Source organism: Aeromicrobium chenweiae (genome assembly GCF_003065605.1).
Lineage (GTDB): Bacteria > Actinomycetota > Actinomycetes > Propionibacteriales > Nocardioidaceae > Aeromicrobium > Aeromicrobium chenweiae.
Genome location: NZ_CP026952.1, coordinates 2,521,827 through 2,537,448, shown reverse-complemented (window position 1 = coordinate 2,537,448; position 15,622 = coordinate 2,521,827). Strand labels below are relative to the sequence as shown.

At 71.8% G+C, this 15,622-nt stretch carries 11 protein-coding genes; 7 read left to right on the top strand and 4 right to left on the bottom strand.

The window, feature by feature from the left end:
• From treS to glgB, 3 genes are all read left to right on the top strand, one after another.
• The gene (gene treS, locus C3E78_RS12235) at positions 1–1,833 is read left to right on the top strand and encodes a maltose alpha-D-glucosyltransferase (protein ID WP_108578762.1); all 1,833 of its coding nucleotides are present in this window, start codon (positions 1–3) and stop codon (positions 1,831–1,833) included.
• Between the two features lie 79 nt (positions 1,834–1,912).
• Positions 1,913–3,322 (top strand): maltokinase N-terminal cap-like domain-containing protein, encoded by a 1,410-nt coding sequence (locus C3E78_RS12230; protein ID WP_108578760.1) that lies wholly within the window; start codon positions 1,913–1,915, stop codon positions 3,320–3,322.
• On the top strand, positions 3,319–5,235 hold the full coding sequence (glgB, locus tag C3E78_RS12225; RefSeq protein WP_108578758.1) for a 1,4-alpha-glucan branching protein GlgB: 1,917 nt from the start codon (positions 3,319–3,321) through the stop codon (positions 5,233–5,235). The genes C3E78_RS12230 and glgB overlap by 4 nt, the downstream gene beginning before the upstream one ends.
• A gap of 105 nt (positions 5,236–5,340) precedes the next feature.
• On the opposite strand, the gene C3E78_RS12220 is transcribed toward glgB, so the two are convergent.
• Genes C3E78_RS12220 through C3E78_RS12205 form a run of 4 tightly spaced genes read right to left on the bottom strand, consistent with a single transcriptional unit; the run spans position 5,341 to position 9,035 of the window.
• On the bottom strand, positions 5,341–6,006 hold the full coding sequence (locus tag C3E78_RS12220) for a class I SAM-dependent methyltransferase (protein WP_235833610.1): 666 nt from the start codon (positions 6,004–6,006) through the stop codon (positions 5,341–5,343).
• On the bottom strand, positions 5,988–7,055 hold the full coding sequence (locus C3E78_RS12215; protein WP_108578756.1) for a glucosidase family protein: 1,068 nt from the start codon (positions 7,053–7,055) through the stop codon (positions 5,988–5,990). Before C3E78_RS12215 ends, C3E78_RS12220 begins: the two co-directional genes overlap by 19 nt.
• A gap of 5 nt (positions 7,056–7,060) precedes the next feature.
• Positions 7,061–7,774, bottom strand: coding sequence for a class I SAM-dependent methyltransferase (locus C3E78_RS12210; RefSeq protein WP_108578754.1), 714 nt, complete (start codon positions 7,772–7,774; stop codon positions 7,061–7,063).
• A 1-nt stretch (position 7,775) separates the two neighbouring features.
• Entirely contained in the window at positions 7,776–9,035 is a 1,260-nt protein-coding gene (locus tag C3E78_RS12205; protein WP_108578752.1) for a glycosyltransferase family 4 protein, read from the bottom strand.
• A 276-nt stretch (positions 9,036–9,311) separates the two neighbouring features.
• Here C3E78_RS12205 and C3E78_RS12200 point away from each other — a divergent pair, with 276 nt between their 5' ends.
• From C3E78_RS12200 to C3E78_RS12185, 4 genes are all read left to right on the top strand, one after another.
• On the top strand, positions 9,312–12,131 hold the full coding sequence (locus C3E78_RS12200; protein ID WP_108578750.1) for a coiled-coil domain-containing protein: 2,820 nt from the start codon (positions 9,312–9,314) through the stop codon (positions 12,129–12,131).
• A 76-nt stretch (positions 12,132–12,207) separates the two neighbouring features.
• Positions 12,208–13,587 carry a hypothetical protein gene (locus tag C3E78_RS12195; RefSeq protein WP_108578748.1) on the top strand — a complete coding sequence of 460 codons (1,380 nt, stop codon included), beginning with the start codon at positions 12,208–12,210 and terminating at the stop codon, positions 13,585–13,587.
• A 206-nt stretch (positions 13,588–13,793) separates the two neighbouring features.
• Entirely contained in the window at positions 13,794–14,573 is a 780-nt protein-coding gene (locus tag C3E78_RS12190; protein WP_199906814.1) for an electron transfer flavoprotein subunit beta/FixA family protein, read from the top strand.
• A 15-nt stretch (positions 14,574–14,588) separates the two neighbouring features.
• Positions 14,589–15,536, top strand: a complete 948-nt coding sequence (locus C3E78_RS12185) for an electron transfer flavoprotein subunit alpha/FixB family protein (RefSeq protein WP_108578744.1) — start codon at positions 14,589–14,591, stop codon at positions 15,534–15,536.
• Positions 15,537–15,622 lie beyond the last annotated feature (86 nt).

The window sequence follows — 15,622 nt, the reverse complement described above, 5'->3', positions numbered from 1 at the left end:
GTGGAAGACGACGTCAAGACGACCCCCGCCCCCGACGCCGCCCTCAGTGGCCTCGAGGACACACCGCACACCGGTGAGGACGTCGCCGAGGACGGTACCCTCGTCGAGCCGCAGGCGGCCGACTTCGAGCACGCCGAGCAGGCGGCGAGCGACCCCGAGTGGTTCAAGCGCGCGGTGTTCTACGAGGTCCTGGTCCGCGCGTTCGCCGACTCCAACGGCGACGGCACGGGTGACCTGCGCGGCCTCGCGGGCAAGCTCGACTACCTGCAGTGGCTCGGCGTGGACTGCCTGTGGCTGCCCCCGTTCTACGCCTCCCCGCTGCGCGACGGCGGCTACGACATCAGCGACTTCCGTGCGGTGCTGCCCGAGTTCGGCACGGTCGACGACTTCGTGTACCTCCTCGAGGAGGCCCACAAGCGGGACATCCGCGTCATCACCGACCTGGTGCTCAACCACACGTCGGACGCCCACCCGTGGTTCCAGCAGTCGCGCAACGACCCCGAGGGGCCGTACGGCGACTTCTACGTCTGGAGCGACGACGACTCGAAGTACCCCGACGCGCGCATCATCTTCGTCGACACCGAGTCGTCCAACTGGACGTACGACCCGGTGCGCGGCCAGTTCTTCTGGCACCGCTTCTTCAGCCACCAGCCCGACCTCAACTTCGAGAACGCCGAGGTGCGGGAGGCCATGATCGACGTCCTGCGCTTCTGGCTGGACCTCGGCATCGACGGCTTCCGGCTCGACGCCGTGCCGTACCTGTTCGAGGAGGAGGGCACCAACGGCGAGAACCTCCCTCGCACCCACGAGTACCTGCGTGAGGTGCGCGCGACGATCGACCGCGAGTACCCGGGCCGCATCCTGCTGGCCGAGGCCAACCAGTGGCCGGCCGACGTGGTCGAGTACTTCGGCAACGCGGACGTGGGCGGCGACGAGTGCCACATGGCGTTCCACTTCCCGCTCATGCCGCGCATCTTCATGGCCGTGCGCCGCGAGTCCCGCTTCCCGATCTCGGAGATCCTGGCCCAGACGCCGGAGATTCCCAGCGGGACGCAGTGGGGCATCTTCCTGCGCAACCACGACGAGCTGACCCTCGAGATGGTGACGGACGAGGAGCGCGACTACATGTACTCCGAGTACGCGACCGATCCGCGGATGAAGGCCAACATCGGCATCCGGCGACGACTCGCGCCCCTGCTGGACAACGACCGCAACCAGCTCGAGCTGTTCACCGCGATGCTCCTGAGCCTCCCCGGGTCGCCGGTGCTCTACTACGGCGACGAGATCGGGATGGGCGACAACATCTGGCTCGGCGACCGGGACGCGGTGCGCACGCCGATGCAGTGGTCGCCGGACCGCAATGCCGGCTTCTCCCGCTCCGACCCCGGTCGCATCTACCTGCCGCCGATCATGGACCCGACGTACGGCTACGAGGCCATCAACGTCGAGGCGCAGCAGACCAACGCGGCGTCGCTGCTCAACTGGACCCGGCGCATGATCGCGGTCCGCAAGCAGCACCGGGCCTTCGGCGAGGGCGAGTTCGTCGACCTCGGCGGGTCGAACCCCAGCGTGCTCGCGTACAAGCGGGTGTGGACCCGTCCCGACGGGGAGCAGGACGTCGTCCTGTGCGTCAACAACCTCTCGCGCTTCCCCCAGCCGGTCGAGCTGGAGCTCGGCGATCACGAGGGGGCGATCCCGGTCGAGCTGACCGGCAGCGTCCGGTTCCCGCGCATCGGTGAGCTGCCGTACCTGCTCACCCTCCCGGGACACGGCTTCTACTGGTTCCAGCTGTCCGAGCTGGGCGACGAGGGCGAACGGAGGAGCATGACATGAGCGAGCGCCAGCGAGTGAACTGTGAGGCAGGGGTCATGCCGTCGCCTCTGTATCGTGCGTTTCCGACAGGGGTGGCGGCATGAGCGGACCGCTGGAGACTCCAAGCTCGGAGGGCTCGCACGGCGAGCTGGTCGAGCGCCTCACCGACGAGGTGGCCGACTGGCTGCCGACGCAGCGGTGGTTCGCGGGCAAGGACCGCCCCATCACCGCCGTGCGCCCGTTGACGTGGAGCACGCTCCTCGACGGCGACCCGCTGCTGCTGCACGTCGTGGTCGAGGTCGAGCAGGGCGACCGCCGCGAGGCGTACCAGCTCCTGGTCGGCAGCCGGCAGTCCGAGCTGCCCGACGTCCCGCAGTCCGCCTCGATCGGGCTCGAGAGCGGGCTGACCTGCTACGAGGCCAGTGGCGACGCCGATCTGACCGCGTGCCTGCTCGACTTCATGGCCGAGGGCAAGGTCGTCGACGGACTGTCGTTCGAGCACGAGCCCGGGGCCGAGCTCACGACCGGCCTGCGCGCGCACCCGATCACATCCGAGCAGAGCAACACCTCGCTCGTGTACGGCAACCAGTACATCCTCAAGCTGTTCCGCAAGCTCACGCCCGGCATCAACAAGGACCTGATGCTGCACCGCGCGCTCCGCGAGGTCGGCTGCCGGCACATCGCCGAGCCGCTGGGATCGATCGGCGGCGAGCTGGACGGCGGGCCCACGACCATCGGGATGCTGCAGCGGTTCATGCCCGACGCGGTCGACGGGTGGGTCATGGCCACCACCAGCGTGCGCGACTACATGGCCGAAGGGCTGCCGCCGGAAGAGCTCGGGGGTGACTTCGCGGGGGAGGCGATGCGCCTCGGTGCCGCGATCGCGACGGTCCACGCCGACCTGGCCCGTGCGCTCGGTGTCGAGGACGGCGACCAGGCGGACCTCGACCGCACCGTCGAGGCCATGCTCGCGCGGCTCGACCGGGTCGCGGCCTCCGTGCCCGAGCTCGTCCCGCACGTGCCCCGCCTGCGCTCGGCGTTCGAGAAGGTCGCCCAGATCTCCGGCTCGGTGCCGGTGCAGTACGTCCACGGCGACCTGCACCTCGGTCAGGTGCTGCGGACCCTGCACGGCTGGCTCGTGCTCGACTTCGAGGGCGAGCCCGCGGCGAGCTTCGCCGAGCGTGCCGCCCTGCGCTCGACGCTGCGCGACGTCGCCGGCATGCTGCGCTCGTTCGACTACGTGGCGCAGCAGCTGCTGGTCGGCCAGCCCGAGGACGCGAACGACACCGAGCGGGCGTTGGCCTGGTCGTCCCGCAACCGTGACGCGTTCTGCGACGGCTATGCCGGCGTCGCGGGCCGGGACCCGCGCGACCAGGCAGACCTGCTGCGGGCGCTCGAGCTCGACAAGGCTGTCTACGAGGTGGGCTACGAGCACGCGAACCGGCCCGACTGGTTGACGGTGCCGCTGTCGTCGATTGCCCGCCTGATGAACGACGAGGGGACCTCATGACGAATTCTTCGGACGCAGTGACCAACGTGTGGCCGCCGGCCGTCGGCGAGCTGGACCTCCACCTGATCGGCGAGGGCCGGCACGAGCGGCTCTGGGAGGTCCTGGGCGCCCACGTGCGCGAGTACGAGGGGGCCGACGGCCCGGTCACCGGGACGACGTTCGCGGTCTGGGCCCCGAACGCCCGGGCCATCGAGGTGGTCGGTGACTTCAACTACTGGGACGGCAAGGGGCACGCGATGCGGTCCCTCGGCGACTCCGGCGTCTGGGACCTTTTCGTGCCGGGCGTGGGGGCCGGCTCCGCGTACAAGTACCGCATCCTCGGCGCCGACGAGCAGTGGCACGAGAAGGCCGACCCGCTGGCGTTCGGCACCGAGGTGCCCCCCGCCACCGCGTCGATCGTGACCCAGGCCCGGCACGAGTGGGGCGATGCCGCCTGGATCGCGCAGCGTGACGCCACGACGTGGCTCGACGCACCGGTCAGCATCTACGAGATGCACCTCGGCTCGTGGCGTCCCGGGCTGGACTACCGCGAGCTCGCCGACGAGCTCGCCGACTACCTGACCGAGACCGGCTTCACGCACGTCGAGCTCATGCCGGTCACCGAGCACCCGTACGGCGGCTCGTGGGGCTACCAGGTCACGTCCTACTTCGCGCCGACCTCACGGTTCGGCTCCCCGGACGACTTCCGCTGGTTCGTCGACCAGCTCCACCAGCGTGGCTTCGGCGTCATCATGGACTGGGTGCCGGCCCACTTCCCCCGGGACGAGTGGGCGCTGGCCCGCTTCGACGGCACCGCTCTCTACGAGCACCCCGACCCGCGCCGCGGCGAGCAGCCCGACTGGGGCACGTACGTGTTCGACTTCGGTCGGCACGAGGTGCGCAACTTCCTCATCGCGAGCGCGCTGTACTGGTTCGAGGAGTTCCACCTCGACGGCCTCCGCGTGGACGCGGTCGCCTCGATGCTCTACCTGGACTACTCGCGCGAGGAAGGAGGTTGGGCGCCCAACGTGCACGGCGGCCGGGAGAACCTCGAGGCCGTCCAGCTGCTGCAGGAGCTCAACGCGACGGTCTACAAGCACCACCCCGGCGTGCTGATGATCGCCGAGGAGTCGACCGCCTGGCCGGGCGTCACCAGCCCCACCAGCAACGGCGGGCTCGGCTTCGGCTTCAAGTGGAACATGGGCTGGATGCACGACACCTTGTCGTACCTCGGCCACCAGCCGATCCACCGCTCGTACCACCACGGCGAGATGACCTTCTCGATCGACTACGCCTGGAGCGAGCACTTCATCCTGCCGCTGTCGCACGACGAGGTCGTGCACGGCAAGGGATCGCTGTGGGAGCGGATGCCCGGTGATGCCTGGAACAAGGCGGCCGGCGTCCGGGGCCTGCTTGCGTTCATGTGGGCGCACCCGGGCAAGCAGATGCTGTTCATGGGCGGCGAGTTCGGTCAGGAGACCGAGTGGGCCGAGTCCGGATCACTCGCGTGGCACGAGCTCGAGGACCCGTTCCACTCGGGCATCCTGCACCTCGTCAGCGATCTCAACACGTTCTACCGCTCGGCGCCCGCGCTGTACTCCGCGGACAGCCGTCCCGAAGGGTTCCGGTGGATCGACGCGAGTGACGTCGCCGGCAACGTGATCTGCTTCCTGCGCACCGGCTCGGACGGCTCGCAGGTGGCCTGCCTGGCCAACTTCTCCGGGTCCCCGCACCTGGACTACCGCGTCGGCCTGCCGTCGACCGGCACCTGGCGCGAGGTGCTCAACACCGACAGCGAGATCTACGGTGGCTCGGGCGTGGGCAACCTCGGTGCGGTCGAGGCCGAGGACGTGCCGATGCACGGCTTCGCGAGCTCCGCAGTCGTCCAGCTCCCGCCGGCCGGCGTCGTCTGGCTGACCCCGGAAACCCGCTGACGAGTCGCGTACGGTCGCCGACGAGTCGCGTACGGTCGCTGAGGAGTCACGTACGGATTCCGTACGTGACTCCTCGCTTGCCGTTCGTGACTCGTCAGCGACGGTTCAGTGGACGTGGGCGGACAGCACGACGCGCTGCAGGACGTGCAACGAGCCCGTGGCCGACTTCTCGACGAACTCGCCGCTGTCGAGGGCCTGCCGGTAGATGCGGTACGGGGCCTGGCCGCCGTCCTTCGGGTCGGCGAAGACGTCGTGGATGACCAGCGCCCCGCCGAGGCGCACGTGCGGGGCCCAGCCGCGCAGGTCGGCCTGCGCGGCCTCGTCGGTGTGGCCGCCGTCGATGAACACCAGGTCGACGGGCGTCCGCCACCACCGCGAGATCAGCGGTGACCGGCCGACCATCAGCACCACGACGTCCTCGAGACCTGCCAGGGCGATCGCTCGGCGGGCGAAGGGGAGCGTGTCCATGACCCCGAGGTCGGGGTCCACCGTCGTCTCGTCGTGGTACTCCCAGCCCGGCTGCTGCTCCTCGGAGCCGCGGTGGTGGTCGATCGAGACGACGGACGACGCGCGGACGGACGCCGCGTGCCCCAGGTAGATCGCGGACTTGCCGCAGTAGGTGCCGATCTCCACGGCGACACCCCCGGCGCAGTACTCGAGCGCCGCAGCGTGCAGGGCCAGGCCCTCGTCCTCGGGCATGAATCCCTTGGTCTCGGCGACGAGGCGCGCGAGGTCGTCGGGGAACGTCAGGGTCACATCGATGCCGGGCACGGGTCGTCCACCTTCCACTCGCAGCGAGGGAGGTCCTCGCCGCGGAACAGTCCATTGCCGGCGGTCGTGCGCGTCAGGGCGTCTGCCGCGAGGATCACGGTCGCGGCGGTCCACGTGGTGCGCTCGACCGGCCAGCGCACGTCCTCGTCGTAGACCAGCCCCGTCCAGTAGGAGCCGTCGTCCTCGCGGAGGTGCTGCATCGCGGCGAGCTGCGTGCGGGCGGCGTCACCGCGGCCGAGCACGTCGAGGGCGAGCACCAGCTCGCAGGTCTCGGCGCCGGTCACCCACGGGTTCGTCGACACGCACCGCGACCCCAGGCCGTCGACCACGAACTCGTCCCACCGGTCGTCGATGCGGGCCGCGCCGGCGTCGGGGGAGAGGGCGCCGCCGAGCACGGGGTAGTACCAGTCCATCGCGTGCGCGGGCTTGGCCGTGAACCGCTCGGGGTGCTCGTCGAGGGCGTGGCGCAGCCGGGCCGCGGCGAGCTCCCAGTGGGGACGGCTCTCGCCCACGACGTCGGCGAGCGCGAGACCGCAGCGCAGGCTGAGGTGGATGCTCGCATTGCCGGTCACGAGGGCCTCGTCGAGCGGGACACCCCGGGACGACGCCCAGGCCACGGCCCCGTCGGGACGCTGCATCGTCAGCACGACGTCCAGCCCGCGCTCGACGGTCGGCCACATCGTCTCGACGAACGACCGGTCGCCGGTGACCCGCCAGTGGTGCCACACGCCGGTGGCCAGGTAGGCGCAGAAGTTGGAGTCGGTGTTCGCGTCCTCCACCGTCTCGTCCACGTACTTGATCGCCCACGAGCCGTCCTCGCGCTGGGTCGTGCGTGACCACTCGTACGCGCGCACGGCCGCGTCGAGACGACCGGCCGCGCTGAGCGCCATGGCGCCCTGCACGTGGTCCCACGGATCGGTGTGCCCCCCGGCGTACCAGGGGATCGCACCGGACGGCAGCTGCGTCGCAGCGATCGCGTCGGCCGTCTGCTCGACCTGGGCGAGCGAGACGACGCCGGGGACGAAAGGGACGGGGGCGACCGGGATCATGCCGCTCAGAACGGCTTGTGGAAGTAGAGCGCCACGGACTTGCCGATGAGCGGGTTCAGCGCCTTCTCGGCCAGCCGGGTCGCCGCGGGCGCCTTCATCATGTCCCACACGAGCAGCTGGTGGTACGCGCGTACGGCGGGGTGCTGGTCGCGGTTGACGCCGACCGCGCACTTGAGCCACCAGTAGGGGGCGTGCAGGGCGTGCGCGTGGTCCTTGTGCGTCATCTCCAGACCGTGCGACTCGACCTTGGCCTGCAGCGCGTCGGCGCGGAAGATGCGGATGTGGCCGCCCTCGTTCGCGTGGTACTCGTCCGACAAAGCCCAGCAGATGCGCTCGGGCAGCCAGCGCGGCACCGTGATCGCGAGGATGCCTCCGGGTGCCAGGATGCGGACCAGCTCCGAGATCGCGCGGTCGTCCTCGGGGACGTGCTCGAGGATCTCCGACGCCAGGACGACGTCGAACGTGCCGTCCTCGTAGGGCATGTCGAGGATGTCGCCGACCTTGACCTGGGCGGTGCCGCCGGGCGGCACCTCGCCGACCTCCTGCATCGCGCCGAACATGTCGTCGACGCCCTTGAGCTCGACCTCGTCCATGTCGTACGCGATGACGTCCGCGCCGCGGCGCAGGGCCTCGTACGAGTGCCGGCCGGCACCGGCGCCGACGTCGATGAAGCGGGTGCGGCGGCCGACGCGGAGTCGGTCGAAGTCAACGGTCAGCATGTCAGTTCCTCGGGGTGCGGGCGGCCGCGATGGCCTCGGTGTAGGCAGCGACGGTCGCCTCGGCGACCGACGTCCAGCTGTAGCGCTCCAGCGCGCGGCGACGGCCTGCGTCCCCCAGTCGCGCCCGGGTCTCGGGGGAGTCGAGCAGCCCGCGCATCGCGGCGGCGAGCGCCTCGGCGTCGCCCGGCTCGACCAGGATCGCGCACTCGCTCGCACCGGTCTCGGGATCCGTGCCGACCACCTCGGGCAGCGCCCCCGCGCGGCTGGCCACGACCGGGGTGCCGCAGGACATCGCCTCGACGGTGGGCAGCGAGAACCCCTCGTACAGGGACGGGACGCACATGATCTCGGCGGAGGCGAGCAGCTCGCCCAGCTCCGCGTCGGTGAGGCCGTTGACGACGTGGACCGCGTCGCCGAGCCCCAGCTCGGCGATGCGTCGCTCGGTCGGCCCGCCCGGCTCGAGGTGGGACACGAGCTGGACCTCGACGTCGTGGTCGGTCCGCAGCTTCGCCACCGCCTCGAGCAGGTGGACGACGCCCTTGAGCGGGCGGTCGGCGCTGGCGATCGCGACGATGCGACCCGGCACCCGCTCAGCGGAGGGCGAGAACAGCTCGGTGTCCACTCCGAGCGGGACGACGCGCATCTGCTCGGGATCCAGGTCGAAGTCGGCCACCGAGTCCGCCGCCGACGCCCCGGCCACGGCCAGCACGACCGGGATGCGCCGGGCGACGCGCGCCTGCATCGGCACGAAGCCGTACCAGCGCGACACCGACAGCTTGCGCCGCCACGTGCTCGCCGCCGCGAGGTCGACCTTGCGGTCACGGCTGATGGGGTGGTGCACGGTCGCCGCCAGGGGGACGCCGCGACGCATGAGGGCGAGGAGGCCGTAGCCGAGGCTCTGGTTGTCGTGGACGATGTCGAACTCGTCCGCGCGGTGCTTCAGGATCTTCGCTGCACGCAGGGTGAACGTGAGCGGCTCGGCGAAGCACCCCGTGAGGGTGAGCCCGTACTCCAGGACGTCGGTCGCGCTGCTGAACTCGCGAAGGCGCGGTGTGCGGAACGGGTCGGGCTCGCGGAAGAAGTCCATGCTGGGGACCTTCGTCAGCCGTACCCGGGGGTCCAGGTCCTCGGGGTAGGGCTGACCCGAGAAGACCTCGACGTCGTGCCCGAGCTCGACAAGTCCCTGGCTCAGGTGGCGGACGTAGACGCCCTGGCCACCGCAGTGCTCCTTGCTCCGGTACGACAGCAGCGCGATGCGCACCCGGCCTCCTTGGTTACTTGTCGGTAGACGTCCATCATGCCGGGTCCCGGCAATCGGGGCACCAGCGGAGGGCGCCCAGGATTCGTTGGCAACCTGCGCGGGACCTTCGGGTGGGGTCGGTCGTTGACAGATGTGTCGCCACGACGCGCCGGACAGGCTGTCGAGCACTCCGCCCTCACGAGCCTGAAACCAGCGTGACAGGAGGTGCGGATGGGGCATACTGTCCCCGATGCGACATCGGCGGTGTCAGATGTTGTGCCGTAGAGAGAGGGAGTCATGACGGACTCGCAGTCAAACCAGCCGGTCGAGCGACGCCGGGCCGACCCGTTGCAGGTCGCCGCCGAGATGCTCGCGCACGACGAGGGCGACGGCGCACGCGCCGCCGCGGCCGCGCGCACGGCGCCGGGCAGCGACGGCACCGACGTCCGGTCCGCGTCGGACGACGCCGCCGGTCGCGACACGGCACGCGCCGACGGGGCCTCGACGCGGGACCAGGAGCCCGACGAGGACGACAGCCCGCGTGCTCGACGCGCCGCCGCCCGGGCCGCGCGCCAGGCCGCAGCGGACAAGCGTCGCGCCGATCGGGCGGCCGCCAAGGCCGCCGCCGCCCAGAAGCGCCAGTCCGTCCGTGGCTCCGACTCCTCGCGTCGCGAGCCGTCGGCCGAGAAGACGCTGGCCGAGAAGCTCGAGGCCGCTCGAGAGGCCGCCGCGATCCCTCCGGACCGTCCGGAGCCGGAGCCCCAGCCGCAGGTGCAGGCGGAGGACACCCAGCCGATGGCCGTGGTCCGCGACGAGGTCCCAGATGCTGCGCCGACGCAGCGGGCCGCCCAGGTCGAACCCGAACCGGAACCGGAGCCGCAGCCGAAGGCTCCCTCGCCGTTCGCCTTCGGCGGCGCCCCCACCGCTGCGCAGCTCCTGCAGGACGCCGAGGAGACGACACCGGAGGTGCAGGCGAGCGAGCCGGAGCCCGTGGCGGAGCCCGAGCCCGTCGCGGAGCCCGAGCCCGTCGCCGAGCCCGAGCCCGTCGTCGAGCCGGAGCCCACCCCCGAGCCCGAGCCGGAGCCCACCCCCGAGCCCGAGCCGGAGCCCACCCCCGAGCCCGAGCCCACCCCCGAGCCCGAGGCTGAGGCCACCGAGGAGCCCACGCCCGAGCCGGTCGTGGTCGAGGAGCGCGTCATCGAGACCATCGTCAACACCCCCGAGCCGGTCCCCGTCCGAGAGCCCGAGCGGGTCGCAGAGGAGCCGTCCCCGTCCGAGCCCCGTCCGGTGGCGCCGCCGGCCGCCGAGGCGCCCGCGCCCACCGTGACGTTCGCCGAGAAGCTCGCTGCGGCCAGCGCCGCCGCCCAGCAGCGCGTCGCCGCGGCTCGCGCCGAGGCTGCCCGCCTGATGGAGGAGGCGGCGCGTGAGCGTGCGGAGGTCACCGCCCGGCTGAGCGCGGACGAGGCCGCCCAGCGCGAGGTCTCGACCGCCAGGCTGCGGGCCGCCGAGCAGGCCGCCGCGGAGCGGGTCAGCGCCGCGCGGCAGGAGGCCGACCGGGTCACCGCCGAGATCGAGCGGGAGCGTGAGGCGGCCGCGGCGAAGATCGCCGAGCTGCAGAAGGCTGCCGACGAGCGGGTCGCAGCGGCCAAGGCCAAGGCTGAGGAGGAGGCGCAGCAGCGCATCGAGCGGGCAGAGGCCGAGGCGCGCCGCGTCGCCGACCAGGCCGAGGCCGAGGCCAAGGTGACGGCCGAACGCCGTCTCGCCGAGGCCGAGAAGGCTGCCGAGGAGGCGGCACAGCGTCGTCTCGAGGCTGCCGAGCAGGATGCCCAGCGTCGGATCGAGGCCGCCCGGGCCGAGGCCGAGCAGGTCGCCGCGCGTGCCGCGGCCGACCGCGAGGCGGCACTGGCTCAGCTGGCCCGTGAGCGGGAGGCGGCCGACACCCGGCTCGCCGAGGTGAAGGCACACGCCGAGCGGATCGTGGCCGAGGCCGAGCGGACGTCGGCCAGCCACGTCGCCGCGGCGCAGGCCGAGGCCGAGCAGGTCGCCGCGCAGGCCGCCGCCGACCGCGAGGCGGCGAGGGACCAGCTGGCCCGGGAGCGCGAGGAGGCCGACAACCGGCTCGCCGAGGTCAGAGCGGAGTCCGAGCGCACGGTCAAGGAGGCCGAGGAGTCGGCCGCGAGCCACGTCGCCGCGGCGAAGGCCGAGGCCGAGAAGTTCGCCCAGGAGACCGCGGCCGAACGGGTCGCGATCGCCGTCCGGGTCGCCGATGCCGAGCGCGCCGCCGAGGAGAAGCTGGTCGCCGCCAAGGTCGAGGCCGATCGTCTGGCCGCCGAGGCGGCGAGGCGTCACCAGGAGGCGGCCGCCCAGCTCGCGCGGGAGCGCGACGAGGCCAAGGCCCTCGTCGCCCGAGCGAACCAGGAGGCCGACAAGCTCGCGAAGGACGCCGAGGCAGAACGCGCCGAGGCCGCCGCCAAGCTGGCCGAGGCCGAGAACCTCGCCGCCGAGAAGATCCGCGCGGCGCAGGCCGAGGCCGAGCGGGTCGCAGCCGACGCTGCCGAGGCCGCCCGGTCCGCGGCACGAGCCCGCGAGGAGGCCGAGCGCAAGCTCGCGAGCGACGTCGAGGCTGCCCGCCGTGACGCCGAGCGCAAGGTCGCCCAGGCCGAGCGCGACGCCGCCGCCCGCATCACCGCCGCCCAGGCGGAGGCCCGGCGGGTCGCGGAGAAGTCCCAGGAGGAGGCCCGCGAGCGGATCGTCGCGGCCCAGGCCGAGGCTGAGCGGGTGACCCTGCAGTCCAAGCGCGATGCGCAGGATCGCCTCAGCCAGGCCGTCGCCGCGGCCCGGTCGGCAGCGGAGGAGAAGCTCCAGGAGGCCGAGCGCACGGCCCTCGAGTGGGTTGCCGCCGCCGAGGCCGAGGCCGAGCGGGTGGCGCAGGCACACATCGTCATGGCCAACCAGGCGTCCGCGGCGCCGCTGGCCGCACCCGCGCCGCTGCTCGACGAGTACCTCGACGAGGCACGGACAAAGCACCAGCCCGCGGAAGACTTGCCCGAGGAGGTGAGTGACGAGTCCGGGGCCCTCGCCCCCAAGATCAAAAAAAGAGTCGTCCGACGCAAGTGAGGCACCCACACCGCTAGCGGACTCGTCCGCGAGGACGGACCCGAGCTCGACCGACTCCGGCCGACTCGCCGGGTCCGTGCGCCCTGTCGTCACCAGGCCGGGCGTCGGTCTGACCCGCTCGGTGCCGACCGCCGGCGACTGGGCCCTGGCGGCCGAGACGACGGCATCGACCGAGGCAGGTGGGCTCGAGGGCTCGACGACGTCCACGTCGTCGGCGGACCCCGGGCCCCAGGACGTCAAGGCGACCGCCAAGGCTGCGGCCCGCCGCGAGCGGGACGAGGCCAAGGAGGCGCGGCAGCGGCAGCGTGAGGAGGCCGCCCGGGCCCGACGCGAGGCGAAGGAGGCCGCCCGTCGTGCGCGCGACGAGGCGAAGGAGGCCAAGCTGCGCGAGCGGGTCGAGGCCAAGGAGGCGAGGCTGCGCGACCGTGCTCCGAGCGCGGCGGAGCCCGGCACCACGAGCGAGGACACCTCGGCCGAGACCGCACGTGAGGCGAAGCAGCGTGCCCGTGCGGAGCGGGTGGCTGCCCGCGAGGCGGCGGCGAAGGCCCGGGCCGCCCGCGTGGCCGAGGCCGCGGCGGCGCGGGCCGCTGCACGGGTCGACAGCCAGCTCGCGGAGCAGCACGCACCCGAGGTCATGATCGTCCACGACCCGACATCCGTTCCGGCGTCGGAGGTCGACGATGCAGTGACGCGGTCCGAGGACTCGACGCCGGAGGCCGGCGACTCGACGCCGGAGGCCGGCGACACCCCGCCGCAGGACGAGGAGTCGGCCCCGCAGCCGGAGGAGCCGACGGCCCGCGAGGCACGCGTCGCCGCACGCGGGGCTCAGCGCCGCGACGGATCGAGGCGCTCGGCCGACGAGGAACGGATCCGGGCGCGAGCCGCGAGCCTGGTCCCGGACAGCACCGACGAGGCAGTCGACACCCAGAGCGCCGAGCGGGCGGGGGAGCACAAGGAGACCGCGCGCTCGGCGCGTCAGCGCGCCAAGGAGACGGCCCGCCGGGAGCGGGCCGAGGCCAAGGAGGCCTCCCGCAACGAGCGGCAGGCTCGTCGCGCCGACAAGCAGGACCGCATCGTCGAGCCGCCTCGTGAACCGAAGAAGAGCTTCCTCGAACGGCGTCGTGAGGGCTCGGTCGACGCCGGCCGGTCCGCCGGCAGCAAGCGGGCGATCTCCGTCCTGGCGGGCCTGATCGGCGCGCTCGGTCTCATCTGCTCGTTCCTTCTCGCCGTGGGGGCCCTGGTCGTCGCGCTGGGCACGGGGGAGGGCAGCTCGGCGTACGACACGCTGTCCTCGGCCTGCGACGTCCTGGTCGGGCCGCTGCGGGACGCTGTCTCCTTCTCCGGCACCGACGCGGAGGTGAAGGAGTCGCTCGTGGCCTGGGGTGCCGGGTCGATCGCCTACCTCGTCGTCGGTGTGTCCGCTCAGTGGTTCCTCCGGTCGCGCATCGACGACTGACCGGGCGAGGCCGGCGCGGGGGCTGTCGTGTGACTTACCCCATGCCGCGCAGATATCGCCCCCATTACTACGGCTGGGTAACATGCACGTGAAGTAGGGGCACCTAACCCCGTGCCCACGTCGGCACGGGACGGGGCCCCGAACAGTCCCAGACTGCCGCGACGCCCGACTGGGCGTCGTGACCCAGAATTCACAGGAGGGTCCTCGTGACCAAAATCGTTGTCGCTGTGAAGTACGTGCCGGATGCGACCGCAGACCGGAACTTCAGCGCCGATAACACCGTCGATCGCGAGGGCGTCGACGGTCTGCTGTCAGAGCTCGACGAGTACGCGGTCGAGCAGGCGCTCCAGGTCGTCGAGGCCGGTGACGGTGAGGTCACCGTCCTGACCGTCGGCCCCGAGGACGCGGCTGACGCGGTGCGCAAGGCGCTGCAGATGGGCGCTGACGCCGGTGTCCACGTGCAGGACGACGCGATCCACGGCTCGGACGCCTTCGCGACGTCGCTGATCCTCGCCAAGGCGATCGAGAAGCTCGAGTACGACCTGGTGTTCTTCGGCATGGCCTCGACCGACGGCGGCCTGGGTGTCGTCCCGACGCTGGTGGCCGAGCGCCTCGGCCTGCCGGCCGTCACGTTCGCCTCGGAGATCACGGTCGACGGCGACACGGTCAAGATCCGCCGCGACGGCGACGTCGCGACGCAGGAGATCGAGGCGTCGGGCAAGCTCGTCGTCTCGGTGACCGACCAGACCGGTGAGGCCCGCTACCCGTCCTTCAAGGGCATCATGGCCGCGAAGAAGAAGCCGGTGGAGGAGTGGACGCTGGAGGACATCGGCGTCGACGCGTCCTCGGTCGGCCTCGACAACGCCTGGACCAAGGTCGAGTCGTACGAGCCCCGTCCGCCGCGCACCGCCGGTGAGATCGTCACGGACGAGGGAGACGGCGGCGCCAAGCTCGTCGAGTTCCTCGCCGCCAAGAAGTTCGTCTGAGAAGGGCACTGACACATGACTGAAGTACTCGTCCTCATCGACGCTCCCGACGGCAAGGTCACCAAGCCCTCGCTGGAGCTGCTGACGATCGCCCGCCGCATCGGTGAGCCGTCGGCCGTCGTGTTCGGCGCCGCCGACACCGACACCCTCAAGCAGTACGGCGCCGAGAAGATCTACACGTACGACGACTCCGTCTACGCCGACTTCCTGGTCGGCCCCAAGGCCGAGGCCCTCGCCCAGCTCGTCTCCGAGACGTCGCCGGCCGCGGTCCTGGTGGGTGCCAGCACCGAGGGCAAGGAGATCAGCGCCCGCGTGGCCCTGAAGACCGAGTCCGGCTGGATCAGCGACGCGGTCGACGTCCAGGCCGACGGCGACACCGTCACCACGACGCAGTCGGTCTTCGCCGGCAACTTCACGGTGAAGTCACAGGTCACCAAGGGCGCGCCGATCATCACGGTCAAGCCGAACTCCACGACCCCCGAGGCCGCTGACGGCGCCGGAACGGTCGAGGCCAAGACGGCCGAGATCTCGGACGCCGCCAAGACCGCGAAGGTCACCTCGACGAAGGTCAAGGAGGCCTCGGGCCGTCCCGAGCTGACCGAGGCCGCGATCGTGGTCTCCGGCGGACGTGGCACCGGTGGCGACTTCACCGAGGTCGAGGCGTTCGCCGACAGCCTCGGTGCTGCCGTGGGCGCGTCCCGCGCGGCGGTCGACTCCGGCTGGTACCCGCACAGCTTCCAGGTCGGCCAGACCGGCAAGACGGTCTCGCCGCAGCTGTACGTCGCCAACGGTATCTCCGGTGCCATCCAGCACCGCGCCGGCATGCAGACGTCCAAGACCATCATCGCGATCAACAAGGACGACGAGGCGCCGATCTTCGAGCTCGTCGACTTCGGCGTCGTGGGCGACCTCAAGGCCGTCCTCCCGCAGGCGACCGATGAGGTCAAGAAGCGCAAGGGCTGACACCGTCACCTCACACGCCCGGTCACCGCGTCCAGCGGGGGCCGGGCGTCGTGCGTGCAAGACAACCAGTCACTCGGCCTGACCAG